The organism is Actinacidiphila yanglinensis, assembly GCF_900107965.1.
Classification (GTDB): domain Bacteria; phylum Actinomycetota; class Actinomycetes; order Streptomycetales; family Streptomycetaceae; genus Actinacidiphila; species Actinacidiphila yanglinensis.
Genome location: NZ_FNVU01000006.1, coordinates 142301 through 161261, shown reverse-complemented (window position 1 = coordinate 161261; position 18961 = coordinate 142301). Strand labels below are relative to the sequence as shown.

Genomic DNA, 18961 nt, shown 5'->3' with positions numbered 1-18961 from the left:
CTCCGGCGGGGGGCCGCGGTTTCGGCTCCACGCGCAGGAGCGGTACGGTTCAGCGTGGCCGTGCTCGACGGTTCGCCAGGTGAGCGGCCCGGCAGGCGGGTCCGCGCGCCCGGAGCCCGAGAGCGCGAAAGAGGGGGCGTGGGATGGCGATTGCCAAGGCCGAGCGATTGATGAACCTCGCGCTGTGCCTGATGAACACCCGGCGCCCGGTCAGCAAGCGTGAGCTGCGCGCGTCGATCGAGGCGTACCACGAGGTCACCTCGGACGAGGCGTTCAACCGCATGTTCGAGCGGGACAAGGACGACCTGCGCGAGCTCGGGCTGGTCATCGACACCGTCGAGAGCATCGACGGCGAGTTCGGCTACCTCGCCCGCAGCGACCGCAACCGGCTGCCGGACATCGCGCTGGACCCCGAGGAGGCCGCCGCGCTGGCCCTGGCCGCGAAGGTCTGGCAGCAGGCGCGGCTCGCCGAGGCGGCCAGCGGCGCGCTGCAGAAGCTGCGCGCGGCCGGCGTGCCGTACGAGGACGCCACCAGCGCGCTGGAGCCGCGTATCCCCGCCCCCGAGCCCGCCTTCGAGGCGCTGATGCTCGCCACGCGGGAGCGCAAGGCGGTCGCCTTCGACTACCGCAAGGGGAACGCGGTGCGTCCCGAGCCGCGGCTGGTCGAGCCCTGGGCGCTGGAGTGCTGGCGCGGCCACTGGTACCTGGCCGGCCACGACCGCGACCGCGGCGAGGTGCGGGTGTTCCGGCTGTCGCGGATCTCCGGCCGGGTCAAGGTGCGCGGCGCCTTCACCGCGGAGGTACCCGACCACATCGACGTCCGCGAGACGGTGGCCCGCTGGGCCGGCGAGGGCGTCACCGCCGCGACCGCCCGGATCAGGCTGCGCCACCGCAGCGGCTACCCGCTGCGCGCGCGTGCGGTCACCACCACGCCGATCGACCCGGAGTGGGACGAGCTGGAGATCCCGTACGGGCACGGCCTGGACGCCTGGCTCGCCGAGTTCGGCCCGGACGTGGTCGTGATGGCGCCCGACGAACTGCGCGCGGAACTGCTGGACCGGCTGCGCGCCGTGGCGAAGGGCTGAACGACCTGTGAGCCGGTACAGCCAGTGCAGTGCGTGCGAGCCGTGGGGGCGCGACCGATGAGCAACGCGATCGACCAGACCCGCAGGATGCTGTCCCTGGTGACGTATCTGCGCGAGCGGCCCGGTGCGCGGGTCAGCGAGGTGGCGCGGGCGTTCGGGGTGAGCGAGGCCGAGCTGATCGGCGACCTGAACGTGCTGCCGCTGTGCGGCACCAGCTTCCGCGGCGGCGACCTGCTGGACATCGACACCGACGGCGAGCGGATCTGGTGGCACAACCCGGGCACCGCCGACGACGTGGCGCAGCCCCTGCGGCTGGCCGCCGACGAGGCGACGGCGCTGCTGGTGGCCGCCCGGGCGGTGGCGAACCTGCCCGGGCTGCGCGAGGGCGACCGGCAGGCGTTGCAGCGCGCCGCGGCGAAGCTGGAGACGGCGGCCGGTGAGGCGGCCGGGGCCAGCGGGCGGCTGTCGGTGACATTCGAGTCCGAGGGCAGCGTGTTCGCGACCGTGGACCGGGCGCTGACCGAGCGCCGCCGGCTGTGGATGCGCTACTACTCGCCCGCCCGCGACACCCTCACCGACCGCGAGGTCGACCCGATCCGGCTGTTCGCGGTCGGCCACACCTACGTGGAGGGGTGGTGCCGGCTGTCGGAGGACCGCCGCACCTTCCGGCTCGACCGGGTCGCCGAGATCCGGCTGCTGGACGAGCCGTCCGAACCGCCCCGGATCGAGCCGCGCGACCTGTCGCAGGGCCTGGTGCAGCCGGCCGGCGACGACCCCGAGGTCGTGGTCGAGGTCGGCCCCGGCGGCCGCTGGGTCGCGGAGTACTACCCGCACGACAGCGCCGACGAACTGCCGGACGGCGGGCTGCGGATCACCCTGCGCACGCCCGACCCGGGCTCGCTGCGGCGGCTCGCGCTGCGGTTGGGCCGCGATGGCCGGATCGTGTCCCCGCCCGACCTCGCCGACGGCGCCCGCGACGCCGCGGTGCGCGCCCTGGCCGCCTACGGTGAGTGACGGCACGGGCGGCGGCACCGCCCCGGCGGAGTGCCCGCCGCAGACCGGCCTGCGGGCGGCGCCGGAGCCGGAGTCGACGGAGGCGCCGGCATCGGAGGAGTCCCCGCAGTCCGCGGTGCTCTTCCGCGCCAACTGCCCGCACTGCCGCAGCAGTTTCGAGCTGGACGCCGCGGCGCTGCGGCTGGCCGTCGGCGGCTCGTCCCGCACCACCTTCTACTCCTTCACCTGCCCCTCCTGCGACGAGGCGGTACGCAAACCCGCGGGGGAGCGGATCGTCGAGCTGCTGACCGGCGGCGGGGTGCCCACGATGCGGCTCACCGGGCGCTGATCCGCCCGGCCGCGGCAGGACCGCCGCGCCTGACGGGCCGGGGTACCGGGCGCCGTCGCGGGGCCGGCCGAGGCGATAGGCTCGCGGGCCATGTGGTGGCTATTTCTCTACGTCGGCCTGTCGACCGCCGGACTGCTGGTGCTGGGCGCGCTCGCGGTACGCGTCTTCGCGGCCGTCCAGGCGCTGGCCCGTCAGGTCGCCGCGAGTACCGAGGCGCTGACGGCGGCGAGCGACCGGCTCCAGCGTGCCGCGCGGCCGCTGGCGGAGCGGGCCGGGGACATCTCCAGGCCCTGAGCCTGCCGTTATTCCGGAAGGTGCGGGTACGCTGGCCCGGGCGGCCCGCGAACGAAGCGCGGCTCGGGTCGCGAGTCAGGTGGACACCGGCGCACTCACCGTTGTTCACCGCCGCACGCTACGATCACAGCGCGGCACGGCTTCGGGCACCCGCCCGGCACCGCACCGCGGACGCACGTACCACGCCGCCAAGGTGAGAAGGTAGACCTCTTATGCTCGGCAACCTCAAGCCCCTGGAAATCCTCCTCATCGTCGCCGTCATCGTCGTCCTCTTCGGCGCGAAGAAGCTTCCGGACCTGGCGCGTTCTGTCGGTAAGTCCGCCCGCATCCTCAAGAGCGAGGCCAAGGCGATGAAGAACGACCACGGCACGACGGCCGAGGAGCCCGCCGCGCAGCAGACCGCCGCCCGCACCATCCAGTCGGCCCCCGGCGACACCGCCGGCGCGCGCCCGGTGAGCGAGCCGGAGCGCACCACCAGCCAGAGCTGATCCGAGACCGACTACCGCGCCCCGTCGCCTCCTGGGAGTTCCCTGGGACGACCGGCGACAGGTGAAGGACCAAGCCGTGGCCCGGCCCGCGCCGGTGGCGGCTGCCGCACGAGACGAGGACGTGGGTGCTCAAGACTGCTGCCCGCAAGCAGACCAAGGATCCCGAGGGGCGCATGCCGCTCGCGGATCACTTGCGTGAGCTGCGTAACAGGCTGTTCAAGTCGGTGCTGGCCATCCTCGTGGTCACCATCGTGGCGGCGTTCTTCTACAAGCACATCATCGAGCTGCTGCAGCACCGGATCCCGGACAACGTGCAGTGCCAGAACGGCCATGTGCACCCCGGCGAGAAGATCAGGACCGGCGCCTGCGCCCAGATGACCGTCAGCGGTCTGCTCGGCGGTTTCTCGATCGCGCTGAAGGTCTCCCTGATGGCCGGTGTGGTGGTCTCCTCGCCGGTCTGGCTCTACCAGCTGTGGGCGTTCCTGGCCCCCGGCCTGCACAAGAGCGAGAAGCGCTACACCCTCGGCTTCGTCGGTGCCGGTGTGCCGCTCTTCCTGGCCGGCGCCGTCCTGGCCTACGAGATCCTGCCGCAGACCGCGCGGATCATGATCGGCTTCGTGCCGAACGACACCACCAACCTGCTGCCCCTGGACGACTTCCTGGACCTGGTGGCCCGGATGATCGTCGTCTTCGGTCTGGCCTTCGAGCTACCGCTCGTGCTGGTGCTGCTGAACTTCACCGGGCTGGTGACCGGCCGCCGCATGCTGGGCTGGTGGCGCGGCATGGTGATAGGCATCACCGTCTTCGCCGCGGTCGCCACGCCCACCGGTGACCCGCTCACGATGTCGCTGCTCGCCGCCCCGATCGTGCTGCTGTACTTCCTCGCGATGGGCGTCTGCTTCTTCAACGACCGGCGCCGTGAGCGCCGCCGCGCGGCCGACCCCGACCACGCCCTGGACCCGGACGAAGCGTCCAGCCTGGACTACGTGCCCGAGCAGGTCGACGCCCAGTCCTTCGACGCCGAGGCCGAGCGCCGCCGCGCCGACGACGACTTCGACGACGCGACCTGAGCAGGGGCCCGGGCCGGCCTGATCCGGCCCGAGCCGGCCGGCGGGGCCGCCGATCTTCCCGTCCCGCCGGTACCGGGATAGCGTCACGCCGGTGACCAGCGAGATCACTCTCCTCGTGAACCCCTCCGCCGGCCGCGGCAGGGGTGCCCGCGCCGCCGAGCCGGCCGTCCGCGTGCTGCGGGCGGCCGGCCTCGACGTCCGGACGGTGGTCGGCGCCGACGCGGACGACGCGCTCGCCCGGGCCCGGGCGGCGGTGGCCACCGGCACCCGTGCCGTGGTGGCGCTGGGCGGTGACGGCATGGTCTCGCTGGCGCTCCAGGCGGTGGCCGGCACCGGCACCCCGCTCGGCGTCGTCGCGGTCGGCACCGGCAACGACTTCGCCCGGGTCAACGGCCTGCCCGTCCGGGACCCCGCCGCGGCGGCCTCGGTCGTGGCCCAGGCGCTCGGCGAGGACCGTACGCGGCTGCTCGACCTCGGCCGGGTGGGGCCGGGACCGGACGGGGACCGCTGGTTCGGCACCGTGCTGGCCTCCGGCTTCGACTCGCGGGTCAACGACCGCGGCAACCGGATGCGGTTCCCCGGCGGCCGGTTCCGCTACGACGTGGCGATGCTCGCCGAACTGGCCGCGCTGCGCCCCATCCCGTACCGGGTGTCCTTCGACGACGCCGCCGAGCGGGAGATGGAGGTGACCCTGATCGCCGTCGGCAACGGGTCCTCCTACGGCGGCGGGATGCGGATCTGCGCGGACGCGGTGATGGACGACGGACTGTTCGACGTGTGCGTGGTCGGCCCGTGCAGCCGCACCACGCTGCTGCGGGTCTTCCCGCTGGTCTACAGCGGCACGCACCCCAGCCACCCGGTGGTGACCGTGCACCGCGCCGCCCGGGTCCGGCTGACCGCCGCCGGGGTGACCGGCTACGCCGACGGCGAGCCGATCGGGCCGCTGCCGCTGACCGCGCGGACCGTGCCGGGCGCGCTGCGGCTGCTGGTCTGAGCCGGGTGTCGCGCGCGTGCCCCAAGGACCTGGCGGCCGGCCCGTGACAGGGGTCGGCGGGCCGCTGAGGGGCAGCCGACCGGTAGCCGACCGGTAAAGGTCACGCACGGTGTCGGCACCCCCGGGTAGGCTCGTGGACGAGATGACCGATGAGATGTCGCCAGCCGAGCGCTACGCCGCCAGCCGTCGCCGCGCCGAAGAGAACGCCACCGCACTCGCGCAGTTCCGCGAGCTGTACGAGTTCGGCCTCGACCCGTTCCAGATAGACGCCTGCCGGGCACTGGAGGCCGGCAGCGGCGTCCTCGTCGCCGCCCCCACCGGCTCGGGCAAGACCGTCGTCGGCGAGTTCGCCGTCCACCTGGCCCTGGCCGAGGGCCGCAAGTGCTTCTACACCACGCCCATCAAGGCCCTGTCCAACCAGAAGTACAACGACCTGGCGAAACGCTACGGCGCCGACCGGGTCGGCCTGCTGACCGGGGACAACAGCGTCAACGGCGACGCTCCCGTGATCGTCATGACCACCGAAGTCCTGCGCAACATGCTCTACGCGGGCTCCCCCGCCCTCGACGGCCTCGGCTACGTGGTGATGGACGAGGTGCACTACCTCTCCGACCGCTTCCGCGGGGCGGTCTGGGAAGAGGTGATCATCCACCTGCCGCAGTCCGTGACCCTGGTCTCGCTGTCCGCGACCGTCTCCAACGCCGAGGAGTTCGGTGACTGGCTGGACACGGTCCGCGGTGACACCCAGGTGATCGTCTCCGAGCACCGGCCGGTGCCGCTGTGGCAGCACGTCCTCGCCGGGCGGCGGATGTACGACCTGTTCGAGGAGAAGTCCGGGCCGGTCGACCCCGGCGGGCGGCGCGAGGTCAACACCGACCTCGAACGCCTGGCCCGGATGGAGAACCAGCGCACCTACCCCCGCGGCCGGCGCGGCCGCGAGGCCGACCGGGAGCGGGAGCGCCGCTCCCGCAGCCGGATCTGGACGCCCAGCCGCGCCGAGGTGATCGACCGGCTGGACACCGAGGGGCTGCTGCCCGCGATCACCTTCATCTTCAGCCGGGCCGGCTGCGAGGCCGCCGTGCAGCAGTGCCTGTACGCGGGCCTGCGGCTGAACGACGACGAGGCCCGGGCCCGGGTCCGGTCCATCGTCGAGGAGCGCACCCGCGCCATCCCCGACGAGGACCTGCACGTGCTGGGCTACTTCGAATGGCTCGAGGGCCTGGAGCGGGGCATCGCCGCCCACCACGCCGGCATGCTGCCCACCTTCAAGGAGGTGGTCGAGGAGCTGTTCGTCAAGGGTCTGGTCAAGGCGGTGTTCGCCACCGAGACGCTGGCGCTCGGCATCAACATGCCGGCCCGCTCGGTGGTGCTGGAGAAGCTGGTGAAGTGGAACGGCGAGACCCACGCCGACATCACCCCCGGCGAGTACACCCAGCTCACCGGCCGCGCCGGACGGCGCGGCATCGACGTCGAGGGCCACGCGGTGGTGCTGTGGCAGCGCGGCTTCGACCCGACGGCCGTCGCCGGCCTGGCCGGCACCCGTACCTACCCGCTGCGTTCGTCCTTCAAGCCGTCGTACAACATGGCGGTCAACCTGGTCGGCCAGTTCGGGCGGCACCGCTCCCGGGAACTGCTGGAGACGTCGTTCGCGCAGTTCCAGGCGGACCGCTCGGTGGTCGGCATCTCCCGCCAGGTGCAGCGCAACGAGGAGGGGCTCGACGGCTACCGGGAGTCGATGACCTGTCACCTCGGCGACTTCGACGCCTACATGCGGCTGCGCCGCGACCTGAAGGACCGCGAGGCCGACCTCTCCCGGCAGGGTGCCGCGCAGCGCCGGGCGGCCGCCTCGGACGCCCTGGAGAAGCTGAAGCCCGGCGACATCATCCACGTGCCGGCCGGCAAGTACGCCGGTCTCGCGCTGGTGCTGGAGCCGGGGGTGCCCGCTGGGCGGGCCGCGGTCCACCGCCGGGGCGAGGAGTACCACGACGGGCCGCGCCCGCTGGTGCTCACCGCCGAGCGGCAGGTCAAGCGGCTGGCGCAGATGGACTTCCCGGTGCCCGTCGAGGCGCTGGACCGGATGCGCATCCCCAAGTCGTTCAACCCGCGCAGCCCGCAGTCCCGGCGCGACCTCGCCTCCGCGATGCGCAGCAAGGCCGGCACCGCCGGCTGGGTCGCGCCCGCCCGGCACCGCAAGGAGCGTTCGGCCGCGGCCGACGACACCGAGATCGCCCGGCTGCGCGCCGAGATCCGCACGCACCCCTGCCACGGGTGCGCCGACCGCGAGGACCACGCCCGCTGGGCCGAGCGGTACCACCGGCTGCACCGCGACACCCAGCAGCTGGAGCGGCGGATCGAGGGCCGCACCAACACCATCGCGCGCACCTTCGACCGGGTGTGCGCGGTGCTCGACGAGTTGGACTACCTCAAGGGCGACACCGTCACCCCGGAGGGGCGCCGGCTGGCCCGGCTCTACGGCGAACTCGACCTGCTGGCCAGCGAATGCCTGCGCGACGGGGTGTGGGACGGGCTCGGCCCGGCCGAACTCGCCGCGTGCGCCTCGGCGCTGGTCTACGAGTCCCGGCAGTCCGACGACGCGACGATGCCGAAGCTGCCGACCGGCAACGCCAAGGCGGCACTCGGCGAGATGGTGCGGATCTGGGGCCGGTTGGACGCGCTGGAGGAGGACCACCGGATCAACCAGACCGAGGGCGTCGGCCAGCGCGAGCCCGATCTGGGCTTCGCCTGGCCCGCGTACCGCTGGGCGTCCGGCCACGGCCTCGACGCGGTGCTCTCCGACGCGGACATGCCGGCCGGGGACTTCGTGCGCTGGTGCAAGCAGCTCATCGACGTACTCGGCCAGATCGGCAACGCGGCGCCGGAGGGCAGCCCGGTGCGACGCAACTCACACAAGGCGGTGGACGGGTTGCTGCGGGGCGTGGTGGCCTACTCCTCCGTCGGGTGAACTCCGCCACGCGGAGTTGACGGTCGCGGCGGCCCGTCCGGCGCGGCCCGGCGGCCGTGACCGGCGGCCCGCCGCCCGCCCGCCGTTCGCCAACTCCCCTGGGCCCCGCCGCGCATGGCGCGCGGCGGGGCTTTTCGACACCTGCTCGTCACCTTCCACTTGGCCCGCACCGACCGCTCTGAGCTGTGCGAATCCTGTGCAGGTTGACCTCCGCTTTATGGTGCGTTTACCCGAGCGCTGCTTGGCTGCGGTGAATGCATTTGCCATCAAACAGCGAGAGCAGGGAAGCGGTACCTGCGTGAGCAGTCGACCCCCCACCAGCACGCGGCACGAAACCAGCGAACGAGAGGCGGTGCGGAAAGTGCCCGAAGTCGAGGGATTCCCCTCGGCGGTCCGGGTACCCGGCAAGCGGGTTGATGGCATCGACGGGCTGCGCACCGTCGCGGTGATGACGGTCATCTTCTACCACTTCCACGAGGACGCGCTGCCGGGCGGCTCCATCGGTGTGGACGTCTTCTACACCATCAGCGGGTTCGTGATCACCCGGCTGCTCGTCGCGGAGTTCGCCAGGACCGGCGACATCGGACTGTGGCAGTTCTACCGGCGCCGCTGGCTGCGGCTGGTGCCCGCCCTCCTCGTGGTCTGCGCGCTGACCGCGCTGCTGAGCCTCGCCCCGGTGCCGACCTTCAAGCACGGCGTGTCCGCGGCACTGCTGGCGGCCTTCTCCCTGGTCAACCTGGTGCGTGCCGCCCAGTCCGGCGGTTACACGGGTGTCACCGCCCCGCTCGGCCATACCTGGTCGCTCGGCGTGGAGGAGCAGTTCTACCTGGTGTGGCCCCCGGTGCTGCTCGCGCTGCTGCGCCGGCTCAAGGCGCGTACGGTGCTGAGCGCGGCCGTCGTGCTGACGCTGCTGCCCGTGCTGTGGCGGTACCACCTGTGGAATTCCACCGCCGCACACCGCATCTACAACGGGCCCGACACCCGGGCCGACCAGCTGCTCGCCGGCGCGGTGCTGGCGATCGTGCTGGCCCGGCTCGCCCCGGACGACCCGTGGCGGGAGACGATGCGCACCTGGGCCGCCCGGCTGTGGCTGCCCGCGCTGACCCTGCTGGCGCTGATGGTCTGGCAGGTCCAGATCACCGGCAGGAGTGCCTGGAACGGGCCGGAGTACACGGTCGGCTTCCTCGTCACCGCGCTGCTCGCGGTCGTCGTGCTGACCTCGCTCGAACTCCTCCCGCGCTCGCCGCTGACCCGGCTGCTCTCCCTCGCGCCGCTGGCGTGGATCGGCCGCAATCTCAGCTACGGGCTCTACCTCTGGCACTACCCGCTGATGCATCTGCTCGGCGACCTCGGGGTCAAGCGGATGCTCTTCCCCTCCACCCTGCTGGCCACCTTCATCATGGCGCTGGCCTCGTACTTCCTGGTGGAGGAGCCGTGCCGGCGGCTGAAGCAGCGGGGACGCGGCAAGCCGGAGGGCCCGGGCGGGCGCGGCTCGCACGCTCCGGCGACCGTGCTTCCCACGGCCGTGGGCGCTCCGGGCCGGGCCCGGTAGCGGGGTCCCGTCCGCCGGGCAGGGGCCCGAGCGGGAGCCCGGCCGGTGACGGTCCCGCGCCCGGCGGACGGGAGCCCGGCCGGCGGCGGCCCCCGCCCGACGGCTCCGGCCTCCCTCCGGTACAACCGATCGGCGAGCCGGAACCACGGCACGGGCTCCGTGGCCCAGGGACGTTGCCACCACCCCGGCACAGGAACACCCATAGGTTGTGTCCCTAGGGTGTCGCCATGGACCTCGACACCGTCCGGACCTTCGTCGCCGCCGCCGACGCGGGACAGTTCCAGGAAGCGGCCGCCGACCTCGCGGTGACCCAGCAGGCCGTCTCCAAGCGCGTCGCCGCGCTGGAACGCAGCCTCGGCGTGCGGCTGTTCGCCCGCACCCCGCGCGGTGTCGAACTCACCATCGACGGGCAGGCGTTCCTGCCGCACGCGCGCGAACTGCTGCGCGTCGCCGAGCGGGCGATCGGGTCCGTGCGGGCCGACCGCCGGCCGTTGCGCGTCGACGTGATCGCCTCGCGCGGAGCGGCGTCGGGTCTGCTGCGCGCGTTCCACCGCGCGCACCCCGACATCGAGTTGGCGGTGGTGATGCTGTTCGACATCGACACCGCCGTCGCCGCCATCCGGTCCGGCACGATCGACGCGTCCTTCCGCGCCGTCGCCGTGCCCGGCCGGCCGCTGCCCGAGGACATCGCGTCGGTCCGGGTGATCGACGAGCCGCTCCAGCTCCTCACCGGCCCGGCCCATGCGCTGGCGGGCGCCCGGTCGGTGACCGTCGACCGGCTGGCCGGGCACCGGATCTGGATGCCCGGCATCGTGGCCGGCACCGAGTGGGCCGCCTACTACGAGGACCTCGTCGCCGCGTTCGGCCTCACCATCGAGGCGACCGGCCCCAACTTCGGCTCCGACGCGCTCCTCGACACCATCGCCGACACCCCGGCCCTGGCCACCTTCATGGGCGGCCGGTCCCGCCTGGTCTGGCCCGACGGCCACGGCCTGCGCCGCATCCCGGTGACCGACCCGATGCCGGTCTACCCGCACTCACTGCTGTGGCACCGGGACAACCCCCACCCGGCGCTGGCCGCCCTGCGGGCCCACCTCGCCGCCACGGCGGAGGGCCACGACGCGGCCGGAACCTGGAGGCCGGCCTGGGTCAGGCCGCACTGAGAGGGGCGCGGGTCCGCCGGGCCCGCATGACCGCGCCGCGGTACGCCCTGCTCGCTCGAAATTCGCGATACATCGCGGTTGTCGCGTCACGTCAAACGCGATATGTTCGTGCACGGATATACGACGGCGAGCGAACGAGGAGGCGTGGACCGATGCCGAAGCGCCGGAAGCTGGGCAACCCGCTGGCCCTGGCGGTGATGGTGACCCTCGGCGAGCGCCCGATGCACCCGTACGAGATCGCGCGGCTGCTGCGGCAGCGCGGCAAGGAAAGCAGCATCAAGATCAACTTCGGCTCGCTCTACACCGTGGTGCAGAACCTCGAGAAGCACGGCTTCGTGGAGGTCGCGGGAGTCCAGCGGGACGGGAACCGCCCCGAGCGGACCGTCTACGGCCTCACCGACGCCGGCCGGACCGAGATGCACGACTGGCTCGCCGACCTGGTCGCCGTGCCCGCGCGGGAGTACCCGCTCTTCGAGACCGCGCTCTCGCTGATCGGCGCCCTGCACCCGGACGAGGCGGCCGAACTCCTCCGGGAACGGCTGCGCGCCCTGGAGGTCCACGCCGCGGGGCTGCGCGGGGTCCTCGACCAGCTCGACGGCGAACTCCCGCGGATGTTCGTCATCGAGAACGAGTACCAGCTGCACATGGTCCGGGCGCAGGCGGAGTGGGTGCGCGCGCTGCACCGGGAGCTGGCCGACGACACGCTCGACGGGATCGACGGCTGGCGCGGGTGGCACGAGACCGGTGACACCCCCGAGGAATGGGCGCATCTGGAGGAGAAGTTCCAGGACTTCGACCCGGCCGAGGCGACCGGGGAGCGGGGGGAGGACGGCTGAGCCCTGACCGGCGGCCCGCCCGCCGGTACCACCCGACCCGTACGACTCCGGCGCCCGCTGCGGCAACAGCGGACGCCGGAACACCAACCACGACCGTCCCCAGAGCCCTCTGGGGGCATACCGCGCATGAGCGGATGCCTGGTGATCGAGGTGCGGCACACCCACGATAGCCCGGCTCCTCCCGCAGGCCGCTCATGCCTCCGCCGGCCGGCGGCGCCTCCGCGCGCCCCGGCCACCCTTCCCACGGAGGAAGCCATCATGAGCACGCACCCGCCCGCAGTGGCGGCCCGTGACCTGGTCAAGACCTATCCCGGCGAGATCAAGGCCCTGGACGGCATGTCCGTCACGGTCGCCCCCGGCACCGTCTTCGGCCTGCTCGGTCCCAACGGCGCCGGCAAGTCCACCACCGTCAAGATCCTCACCACGCTGGCCCGTCCGGACTCCGGCAGCGCCCTGGTCGCCGGGCACGATGCCCTGCGCCACCCCGACCGGGTGCGCCGCGCCATCGGCGTTGTCGCCCAGCGGTCCGGTGCCGACCCGGTCGCCACCGGCCGGGAGAACCTGCTGCTGCAAGGGCACCTGTACGGGATGCGCGGAGCGGCGCTCACCCGCCGGGTCGACGAACTGCTGGACCGCTTCGCCCTGTCCGACGCCGGACGGCGCAAGGTCAGCACCTACTCCGGCGGCATGCAGCGCCGCCTCGACGTCGCGCTCGGCCTGGTGCACCGGCCCGACGTGCTCTTCCTCGACGAGCCCACCACCGGGCTCGATCCGGAGGCGCGCACCGCGATGTGGGCCGAGATCGCCCGGCTGGCCGGCGACGACGGCCTGACCATCCTGCTCACCACGCACTACCTCGACGAGGCGGACCGGCTCGCCGGGCGGATCGCCATCGTCGACCGCGGCCGGGTCGTCGCCGAGGGCACCCCGGAGGCGCTGAAGGGCGAACTGCACGGTGACGCGGTCCACGTGGAGCTGCGCGACGCGCCCGACCCGGTCGACGCCCAACTGCTGCGGGCCGCGGTCGAGACGTTCGCCGGGGTCCGCGAGGTGGAGGTCGACGGCCGCCGGATCAGCGCCCGGGCCGACGACGGGCCGGCCGCGGTCCCGCACGTGCTGGCCGCGCTGGAGCGGGAGGGCGCCGCGGTGGCGGCCGTGACCGTCGCGCGCCCCTCGCTGGACGACGTCTATCTGCGGTACGCCGGGCGCCGGTTCGCGGAGGCCGACGGTGGGGCCGAGGCGGGCCGGGGCGGGGGAGCGGACCCGGAACCACGCCAGGACGCGGACGCCCGCTCAGCCGCCGAGGCGGCCACCGGCTCCGCCGCATCCCGCACGTCCGCCGCCGCGACCCCTGGAGACGCCCGATGAACACCGCGACCCTGCACCCCGGTTCGTCCCCCGCGTCCGCGTCCGCGGCCGCGCCTGGCCGGCGCGGCGAACTGCTCTCCCAGACCTGGTACATGACGCAACGTCAACTCGTCGCGATCGTCCGCCAGCCGGTGGTGGTCGTCATCACCCTCGTCCAACCGGTCATCTGGCTCTTCCTGTTCGGCTCCCTGTTCCGCAAGGTCGTCGAACTGCCCGGCTTCGGGGCCGGCTCCTACCTCGACTACCTCGTGCCCGGCGTCGTGGTGATGAGCGCGGTGTCCAGCAACATGTGGGCGGGCATGGGCGTACTGGAGGAGATCGAGCGCGGCACCCTCAACCGCTTCCTGATCACCCCGGTCAGCCGGGCCGCGTTGATGAACGCGAGCGTGGTCCAGCAAGGCCTCAGCACCGCGCTCCAGTCGGTGGTCATCATCCTGCTCGGCAAGGCGGGCGGGGCGCACTACCCGGGCGGGCCCGGCGGGTTGGTCCTGCTCGTCGTCGGGTCCGTCCTGCTCGGCACGGTCTTCGGTGCCTTCTCCACCGCGCTGGGCATGCTGGTGCGGCAGCGGGAGAGCATCATCGGCATCAACACCTTCCTGCTGCTGCCGCTGACCTTCCTGTCCTCGGCGTTCATGGCCCGCGATCTGATGCCCTCGTGGATGCGGCACGTCGCCGACTTCAACCCCGTCAACTGGGCGCTGGTCGCCGGGCGTTCGGCGATGTCCGCGGACCCCGACGGCTCCCTGGTGCTCACCCGGGGCGGCGCGCTGCTGGCCCTGGCCCTCGCGGCGGTGTGGCTGTCCACCCGCACGCTGGGCTCCTACCAGAAAGCGGTCTGAGGAGTCGGGCGCGCGTCACGCTCCCCCGGGCGGCCCGCCCGGGGGAGCGGTGCGCGGTCGCGCACCCGAAGGGGTCAGGAGGTCGCGGGGGCGCCCTCCTGCTCGCGCTCCACCTCGGCGTTCCACTCGCGCTTGGAGGACTGCCAGCCGTCCTCGTCCTTGCCGCGGCGCCAGTAGCCCGAGATCGACAGGTCCTCGCGCGGGACGCCCCGCTCCAGGCGCAGGTGGCGGCGCAGTTCGCGGACGAACGTGGCCTCGCCGTGCACGAAGGCGTGCAGCCGGCCGGCTGGGAAGTCGAGCGCCTCGACGGCGCCGACCAGGGCCGTGCCGACCGGGCCGGCCCCGCGGTGCAGCCACACCACGTCGGTGCCGGGGGCGGCGGCGAGCTTCTGCTCCTCCTCGGGCCCGGAGACCTCGATCAGGACCGTGGCCCGTGCATCCGCCGGCAGGCGGTCCAGGGCCGCGCCGATCGCGGGCAGCGCGCTCTCGTCGCCGGCCAGCAGGTGCCAGTCCGCGTCGGGATCGGGGGCGTACCCGCCGCCCGGGCCCATGAAGTACAGCGCCTCGCCAGGACGCGCCCGCGCCGCCCACGGCCCGGCGAGCCCCTCGTCGCCGTGCACGACGAAGTCCACCGCCATCTCGCGGGTGCCCGCGTCGTAGGACCGCACCGTGTACGTGCGGGTCCGCGGCCACCGCTCCCGCGGCAGGTCGCGTCGCAGCGCCTCGACGTCCGGCGGCTCGGCGAACGTGCCGCCCTCGGCCGGGAAGAGGATCTTGACGTAGTGGTCGGTGTACTCCCCGACGTCCAGGGCGGCGGCCGGGTCCACGGCCAGCACCACCCGGACCATGTGCGGGGTCAGCCGCTCGGTGCGCACCACGGTGGCGCGCTTCGGGGTGGGGGTCCTGCGTTGGGGTCGGTCCGCCATACGATGCGCCCGCTTCCTCGCGCCGTCTCGCGCGCTGTGCCGTCGTCCTGCCCGATACCCGCGCTCGGCGCGCGGGTTGCCGATTACTTAGGCAAGCCTAACCCACGGTGCCGCCGGGGCTCCTGCCGTTTTTCCGGCGGTCGGTGGTCGGTGGTCGGCGGTCATCGGCGGCCGGTGGTCAGCGGCCGGCGGGGTCGCGGTGGGCGTCGTCGAGGGCGCGGAGGCGTTCGAGGGCGGGAACGGCCGCGGCCAGGGCGGCGGCCTCGTCCGGGGGCAGCAGCTCGATCAGCGCGGAGAAGACCTCGACGCTGGAGCGGCGGCGGGTGTGGATGTAGTCGGCGCCCGCGTCGGTGAGGGCGACCAGGACGACCCGCCGGTCGGCGGGGTCGCTGCGGCGCTCGACGAGCCCGGCCCGTTCGAGGTTGGTGACGAGCGTGGTGACCGAGGGCTGGGTGACCCCCTCCACCGCGGCGAGGTCGGTGATCCGGCGCGGTCCGGTGCGCGAGAGGGTCGACAGCGTCGCGAGCGAGGTGAGGCTGAGGTCGCGCGAGGAGTGTCGGAGGAGCGTCGCCAGCAGGCCGTACACCGCCCCGGCCGAGCGCAGCACCCCCTCCTTCGCGCCGGCCGGCTCCCCTGTGGAGGGCTGCTCGGCGTCGCGCCGGTCGGTACGGGGCTCCCCGGCGTCCGGCTGCTCGTCGGGCGGCACGGGAAGGCTGCTCATGCTCATGGACAGAAGCATAGCCGCGTCTATATGCATGACTCGATGAATGTGCATTGACGATCTATATAAAGCGTCAATATGCTGCTCGGGTGAGACGGCGGAACCGCCGGCCGGGAGGAGACCCGTGACACACCGCACCGTGCAGCCGGCAGGAACTGGACCGGCCGAGCCACCCAGCCCGTTCCGCCAGCCCAAGGCGGTCTGGGCGGTGGCCTTCGCCTGCGTGATCTCGTTCATGGGCATCGGCCTGGTCGACCCGATCCTGCCGTCGCTGGCGAGCAAGCTGAAGGCCAGCCCGAGCCAGGTGGAACTGCTGTTCACCAGCTACCTGGTCGTCACCGCCGTGGCCATGCTGGTGACCGGCTGGGTGTCCAGCCGGATCGGCGCGAAACGCACCCTGATCATCGGCCTCGTGCTGATCGTCGTCTTCTCCGCGACCGCCGGCACCAGCGACACGATCGGCCAGATCGTCGGCTTCCGCGCGGGTTGGGGCCTGGGCAACGCCCTGTTCATCGCCACCTCGCTCGCCGTCATCGTCGGCTCGGCCAGCGGTGGGTTCGGCGGCGCGATCGTGCTCTACGAGACGGCGCTGGGCGTCGGCATCGCCTGCGGGCCGCTGCTGGGCGGGTTGTTGGGCAACATCAGCTGGCGCGGGCCGTTCTTCGGCGTCTCGGTGCTGATGCTGATCGCGCTCGTCGCCACCATCACGCTGGTGCCGCCCACCCCGCGCCCGGCGCAGCCGTCGTCCCTCTCCGAGCCGATCAAGGCGCTGCGCCACCGCAGCCTCGCCACCACCAGCGTCACCGGACTGCTCTACAACTGGGGCTTCTTCACCATCCTCGGGTACGCGCCCTTCCTGATGGACCTCTCCCCGCTCCGGCTCGGCGCGGTGTTCTGCGGGTGGGGCGTCCTCGTCGCGATCTTCGCGGTGTTCGGGGCGCCCTGGCTCAAGGCGCGGTTCGGGACCGCCCCCACGCTCTACGGGAGCCTGGTGCTGATGGCGCTGGACACCCTGGCGATCGGGCTCTACCCCGACCACCGGGTGGTGGTCATCGTCGCCACCATCGTGTCCGGGGTCTTCATCGGCACCAACAACACGCTGGTCACCACGGCCGTCATGAGCATCGCCCCCGTGCCGCGGCCGGTCGCGTCGGCCACGTACGGCTTCGTACGGTTCATCGGCGGCGGGCTGGCCCCGTTCGTGGCCGGGAAGCTGGTCGAGCACTACAACACGCATGTGCCGTTCGTCCTGGGCGCGGTGACCGTCGCCGCGGCGGCGGTGGTGCTCGGCACGGTGCACCGGGCCCTGGAAGACGCCGACCGCCGGCCCGACGCCCATGCCGCCGAGCGGGACGAGGAGGCGGCGCGGGAGGCACCGGGGCTGCCCGAGGAGGCGGTGGCGGCCGAGGAGGCGCTGCGGAAGGGCGGGCCGGGCCGGCCGGGCGAGCTGACGGAGGGGCCCCGGCCGAGCGCCTGACGGCCCGTCCGCTCCGGAGCGGTGGTCCGCCGTCCGTTCCGGTCGGTGGTCCGCCCGGCCTCAGGTCGCCCCGGTCGCGCCGGGCACGCCCGTTGATCCGGCGGGCCCGGAACCGGCCGTGTCCGCCGCGACCCGCGCGCGGACGTGGGCGACGACCGGCGAGCGGGTGAAGGCGTCGGTGACCTGGAGCAGCCAGGCGGCCTCGGCGTCGACGGTGCCCGACACCACGTGCGGCGGCGGGGCGGGTTCGGCGCCCGCGTCGTGGCACCGGCCGCACCGCCGGTTCGCCAGGGCCGCCGCGATGGCCGCGGCCTCGACCACCGCGTCGTGCGGGTCCGGGTCCGCGGCCTCGGCCACCCAGGCCGGCACGGCGGGATGGAAGTACGCGCGCAGCGCGAGGTGGCCGTCGCGGATCTCGATGATCCGTCGGTAGAGGGCGAACTCCGCGTGCCGCAGGGCCGGTCGCTGGCGCGGGGGCGCGCCGGCGGTGAGCGCGATCTCCGGCAGTTCGCTGTGCAGGGCCGACCACAGCGGGTCGAGCGCGAGCCAGCGGCGGCGGGCACGTAACCAGCGCAGCCGCGCGGACAGCGGGCCGCCCCACAAGGTGACGGTCGCGCCGCCGGTGGCGAAGGCCGCCGTGACGGCACCGAGGGAGTTGGCCGTCAGGTCCTCCTCCATCGCCTGCCGGCCGTGCGCGAGGTTGTCCGCGACGTCGTCGAAGGTCCACAGCGTCCACAGCACGCCGACCACGGTGGCCAGCATCATCAGCCGCAGTCCGGTGCGCAGCAGGCCGGGGTCCGTGCGGGTCGCGTGGCGGGCCAGCTCGCGCCCCAGGACGAGCAGGCACCAGGCGCCGTAGACCGCGAACAGGGTGTTGTACCCGGCGAGTTGCCAGCCGTGGCCGTCCGCCGTCACCACGCTGCCGTCGCGCACCCCCACGCCGGCGGCAAGGAAGAGCGCCACCGAGCCGACCTGGACCGCGACCGCGAGCGCGATCTGCCGGCGCAGCGGGGCGCGGGGCACGGCGGGCACCCGTAACGCCAGCGCCACCAGGACGAGGAAGCTCAGCCCGCCCGTCTTGAGCGCGTGGGCCAGCAGGCCGGACTCGACGAGTTGCGGCGCGGGCCGCCCGACCAGGGCCTCCGTGCTGGGGGCGTTGAGCAGCATCCCCGGCGTCATGCACAGCGCGAACGCCGAGACGTAGCGCTGCGCGGGATCGGCCCCCGCGGTACGGGTCACGGCGAGCCGGTGCGCGCCGAAGACGAGGAAGACGGCGGCGGCGACGTAGGCGGTGAGGTCAGTCATGCCGTGGACCCCGGCCCCCGGGCGCGCCGAACACCGACTCCACGGGGGAACGGGGAGCGCCGGGCGGGGGCGGCGGCGCGGTGGTGCCCGCGGCCGTCCGGTACAGGATGAGCGAGGCCACGAGTTCGGCCTCCTGCTCCTGCGGCTCGGTGTAGACGGTCCGGCCCAGCACCCGCCGGATCAGCGACGGGGGCAGATGTAACAGCAGCACCCGGGCGGCGTCCGAGACGGCCGGGGCGGTCTGGTGGTGGCCGCAGATGAGGTGCGCCACCTCGTGCAGGAGGATGTGCTGCTGGTGCAGGGGGGTGGTGTCGGTGGAGTAGGCGATGTAGTCGGCCCGGTCGGTGGTCACCAGCAACCCGCAGGGCGTGTTGGGGCGGGCGGTGAGCGGGATCAGCTCGATCGGCCGGCCGCGCCCGCGGGCGAGCATCCCGATGAAGGTCACGACGTCGAACGGGTCGGGCAGGTCGAGCGTCGCCACGGTGCTCCGACATCGTTCCCACAGCCGGCCGGAGGACTCGGCCCCCTCGGTGCCATCC

The 18961-nt window shown here is 73.5% G+C and carries 18 protein-coding genes; 14 read left to right on the top strand and 4 right to left on the bottom strand.

Going from position 1 to position 18961, the window contains the following annotated elements; all coding sequences use genetic code 11:
* The first annotated feature begins 143 nt into the window (after positions 1 to 143).
* From C4U44_RS15725 to C4U44_RS15665, 13 genes are all read left to right on the top strand, one after another.
* Entirely contained in the window at positions 144 to 1085 is a 942-nt protein-coding gene (locus C4U44_RS15725; protein ID WP_103886415.1) for a helix-turn-helix transcriptional regulator, read from the top strand.
* Between the two features lie 57 nt (positions 1086 to 1142).
* Positions 1143 to 2099 carry a helix-turn-helix transcriptional regulator gene (locus tag C4U44_RS15720; RefSeq protein WP_103886414.1) on the top strand — a complete coding sequence of 319 codons (957 nt, stop codon included), beginning with the start codon at positions 1143 to 1145 and terminating at the stop codon, positions 2097 to 2099.
* Positions 2092 to 2427, top strand: a complete 336-nt coding sequence (locus C4U44_RS15715; protein WP_407642838.1) for a hypothetical protein — start codon at positions 2092 to 2094, stop codon at positions 2425 to 2427. The genes C4U44_RS15720 and C4U44_RS15715 overlap by 8 nt, the downstream gene beginning before the upstream one ends.
* 90 nt (positions 2428 to 2517) lie before the next feature.
* Positions 2518 to 2721, top strand: a complete 204-nt coding sequence (locus tag C4U44_RS15710) for a hypothetical protein (protein ID WP_103886413.1) — start codon at positions 2518 to 2520, stop codon at positions 2719 to 2721.
* A gap of 212 nt (positions 2722 to 2933) precedes the next feature.
* Positions 2934 to 3209, top strand: coding sequence for a Sec-independent protein translocase subunit TatA (gene tatA / locus C4U44_RS15705; RefSeq protein WP_103886412.1), 276 nt, complete (start codon positions 2934 to 2936; stop codon positions 3207 to 3209).
* Between the two features lie 173 nt (positions 3210 to 3382).
* Positions 3383 to 4279, top strand: coding sequence for a twin-arginine translocase subunit TatC (gene tatC / locus C4U44_RS15700; RefSeq protein ID WP_103886411.1), 897 nt, complete (start codon positions 3383 to 3385; stop codon positions 4277 to 4279).
* 91 nt (positions 4280 to 4370) lie between these two features.
* Positions 4371 to 5273 (top strand): diacylglycerol kinase, encoded by a 903-nt coding sequence (locus tag C4U44_RS15695; protein WP_103886410.1) that lies wholly within the window; start codon positions 4371 to 4373, stop codon positions 5271 to 5273.
* Positions 5274 to 5415: 142 nt separating this feature from the next.
* On the top strand, positions 5416 to 8235 hold the full coding sequence (locus C4U44_RS15690; RefSeq protein WP_103886725.1) for a DEAD/DEAH box helicase: 2820 nt from the start codon (positions 5416 to 5418) through the stop codon (positions 8233 to 8235).
* 361 nt (positions 8236 to 8596) lie between these two features.
* Positions 8597 to 9787 (top strand): acyltransferase family protein, encoded by a 1191-nt coding sequence (locus C4U44_RS15685; RefSeq protein ID WP_235032114.1) that lies wholly within the window; start codon positions 8597 to 8599, stop codon positions 9785 to 9787.
* Positions 9788 to 10014: 227 nt separating this feature from the next.
* The gene (locus tag C4U44_RS15680; protein ID WP_103886408.1) at positions 10015 to 10950 is read left to right on the top strand and encodes a LysR family transcriptional regulator; all 936 of its coding nucleotides are present in this window, start codon (positions 10015 to 10017) and stop codon (positions 10948 to 10950) included.
* Between the two features lie 152 nt (positions 10951 to 11102).
* Positions 11103 to 11786: a PadR family transcriptional regulator gene (locus C4U44_RS15675; RefSeq protein WP_103886407.1), complete on the top strand. Its 684-nt coding sequence runs from the start codon at positions 11103 to 11105 to the stop codon at positions 11784 to 11786.
* A gap of 258 nt (positions 11787 to 12044) precedes the next feature.
* On the top strand, positions 12045 to 13154 hold the full coding sequence (locus C4U44_RS15670; RefSeq protein WP_103886406.1) for an ATP-binding cassette domain-containing protein: 1110 nt from the start codon (positions 12045 to 12047) through the stop codon (positions 13152 to 13154).
* 92 nt (positions 13155 to 13246) lie between these two features.
* Entirely contained in the window at positions 13247 to 13993 is a 747-nt protein-coding gene (locus tag C4U44_RS15665; protein WP_235032148.1) for an ABC transporter permease, read from the top strand.
* Between the two features lie 74 nt (positions 13994 to 14067).
* Here the strand turns inward: C4U44_RS15665 and C4U44_RS15660 are convergent, their stop codons facing one another.
* Both C4U44_RS15660 and C4U44_RS15655 read right to left on the bottom strand, forming a co-directional pair.
* On the bottom strand, positions 14068 to 14919 hold the full coding sequence (locus tag C4U44_RS15660; RefSeq protein ID WP_103886404.1) for a siderophore-interacting protein: 852 nt from the start codon (positions 14917 to 14919) through the stop codon (positions 14068 to 14070).
* Between the two features lie 178 nt (positions 14920 to 15097).
* A complete protein-coding gene (locus C4U44_RS15655; RefSeq protein ID WP_235032113.1) occupies positions 15098 to 15646 on the bottom strand; it encodes a MarR family winged helix-turn-helix transcriptional regulator in 549 nt (182 codons plus the stop codon).
* Between the two features lie 118 nt (positions 15647 to 15764).
* Between C4U44_RS15655 and C4U44_RS15650 the strand changes: the two genes are divergently transcribed.
* Positions 15765 to 17117: an MFS transporter gene (locus C4U44_RS15650; protein ID WP_235032112.1), complete on the top strand. Its 1353-nt coding sequence runs from the start codon at positions 15765 to 15767 to the stop codon at positions 17115 to 17117.
* Positions 17118 to 17177: 60 nt separating this feature from the next.
* On the opposite strand, the gene C4U44_RS15645 is transcribed toward C4U44_RS15650, so the two are convergent.
* Both C4U44_RS15645 and C4U44_RS15640 read right to left on the bottom strand, forming a co-directional pair.
* Positions 17178 to 18422 (bottom strand): MAB_1171c family putative transporter, encoded by a 1245-nt coding sequence (locus C4U44_RS15645; protein WP_103886402.1) that lies wholly within the window; start codon positions 18420 to 18422, stop codon positions 17178 to 17180.
* Positions 18415 to 18903, bottom strand: a complete 489-nt coding sequence (locus C4U44_RS15640) for a ParH-like protein (protein ID WP_235032111.1) — start codon at positions 18901 to 18903, stop codon at positions 18415 to 18417. The genes C4U44_RS15645 and C4U44_RS15640 overlap by 8 nt, the downstream gene beginning before the upstream one ends.
* Positions 18904 to 18961: the final 58 nt, after the last annotated feature.

Bases quoted from the DNA above. Each gene is read 5' to 3' on its own strand.
- C4U44_RS15720 (WP_103886414.1), top strand. From the start codon at position 1,143: ATGAGCAACGCGATCGACCAGACCCGCAGGATGCTGTCCCTGGTGACG.
- C4U44_RS15660 (WP_103886404.1), bottom strand. From the start codon at position 14,919: ATGGCGGACCGACCCCAACGCAGGACCCCCACCCCGAAGCGCGCCACC.
- C4U44_RS15665 (WP_235032148.1), top strand. From the start codon at position 13,247: ATGACGCAACGTCAACTCGTCGCGATCGTCCGCCAGCCGGTGGTGGTC.
- C4U44_RS15655 (WP_235032113.1), bottom strand. From the start codon at position 15,646: ATGAGCATGAGCAGCCTTCCCGTGCCGCCCGACGAGCAGCCGGACGCC.
- C4U44_RS15725 (WP_103886415.1), top strand. From the start codon at position 144: ATGGCGATTGCCAAGGCCGAGCGATTGATGAACCTCGCGCTGTGCCTG.
- C4U44_RS15675 (WP_103886407.1), top strand. From the start codon at position 11,103: ATGCCGAAGCGCCGGAAGCTGGGCAACCCGCTGGCCCTGGCGGTGATG.
- C4U44_RS15670 (WP_103886406.1), top strand. From the start codon at position 12,045: ATGAGCACGCACCCGCCCGCAGTGGCGGCCCGTGACCTGGTCAAGACC.
- tatA (WP_103886412.1), top strand. From the start codon at position 2,934: ATGCTCGGCAACCTCAAGCCCCTGGAAATCCTCCTCATCGTCGCCGTC.
- C4U44_RS15645 (WP_103886402.1), bottom strand. From the start codon at position 18,422: ATGACTGACCTCACCGCCTACGTCGCCGCCGCCGTCTTCCTCGTCTTC.
- C4U44_RS15680 (WP_103886408.1), top strand. From the start codon at position 10,015: ATGGACCTCGACACCGTCCGGACCTTCGTCGCCGCCGCCGACGCGGGA.
- C4U44_RS15690 (WP_103886725.1), top strand. From the start codon at position 5,416: ATGACCGATGAGATGTCGCCAGCCGAGCGCTACGCCGCCAGCCGTCGC.
- C4U44_RS15710 (WP_103886413.1), top strand. From the start codon at position 2,518: ATGTGGTGGCTATTTCTCTACGTCGGCCTGTCGACCGCCGGACTGCTG.
- tatC (WP_103886411.1), top strand. From the start codon at position 3,383: ATGCCGCTCGCGGATCACTTGCGTGAGCTGCGTAACAGGCTGTTCAAG.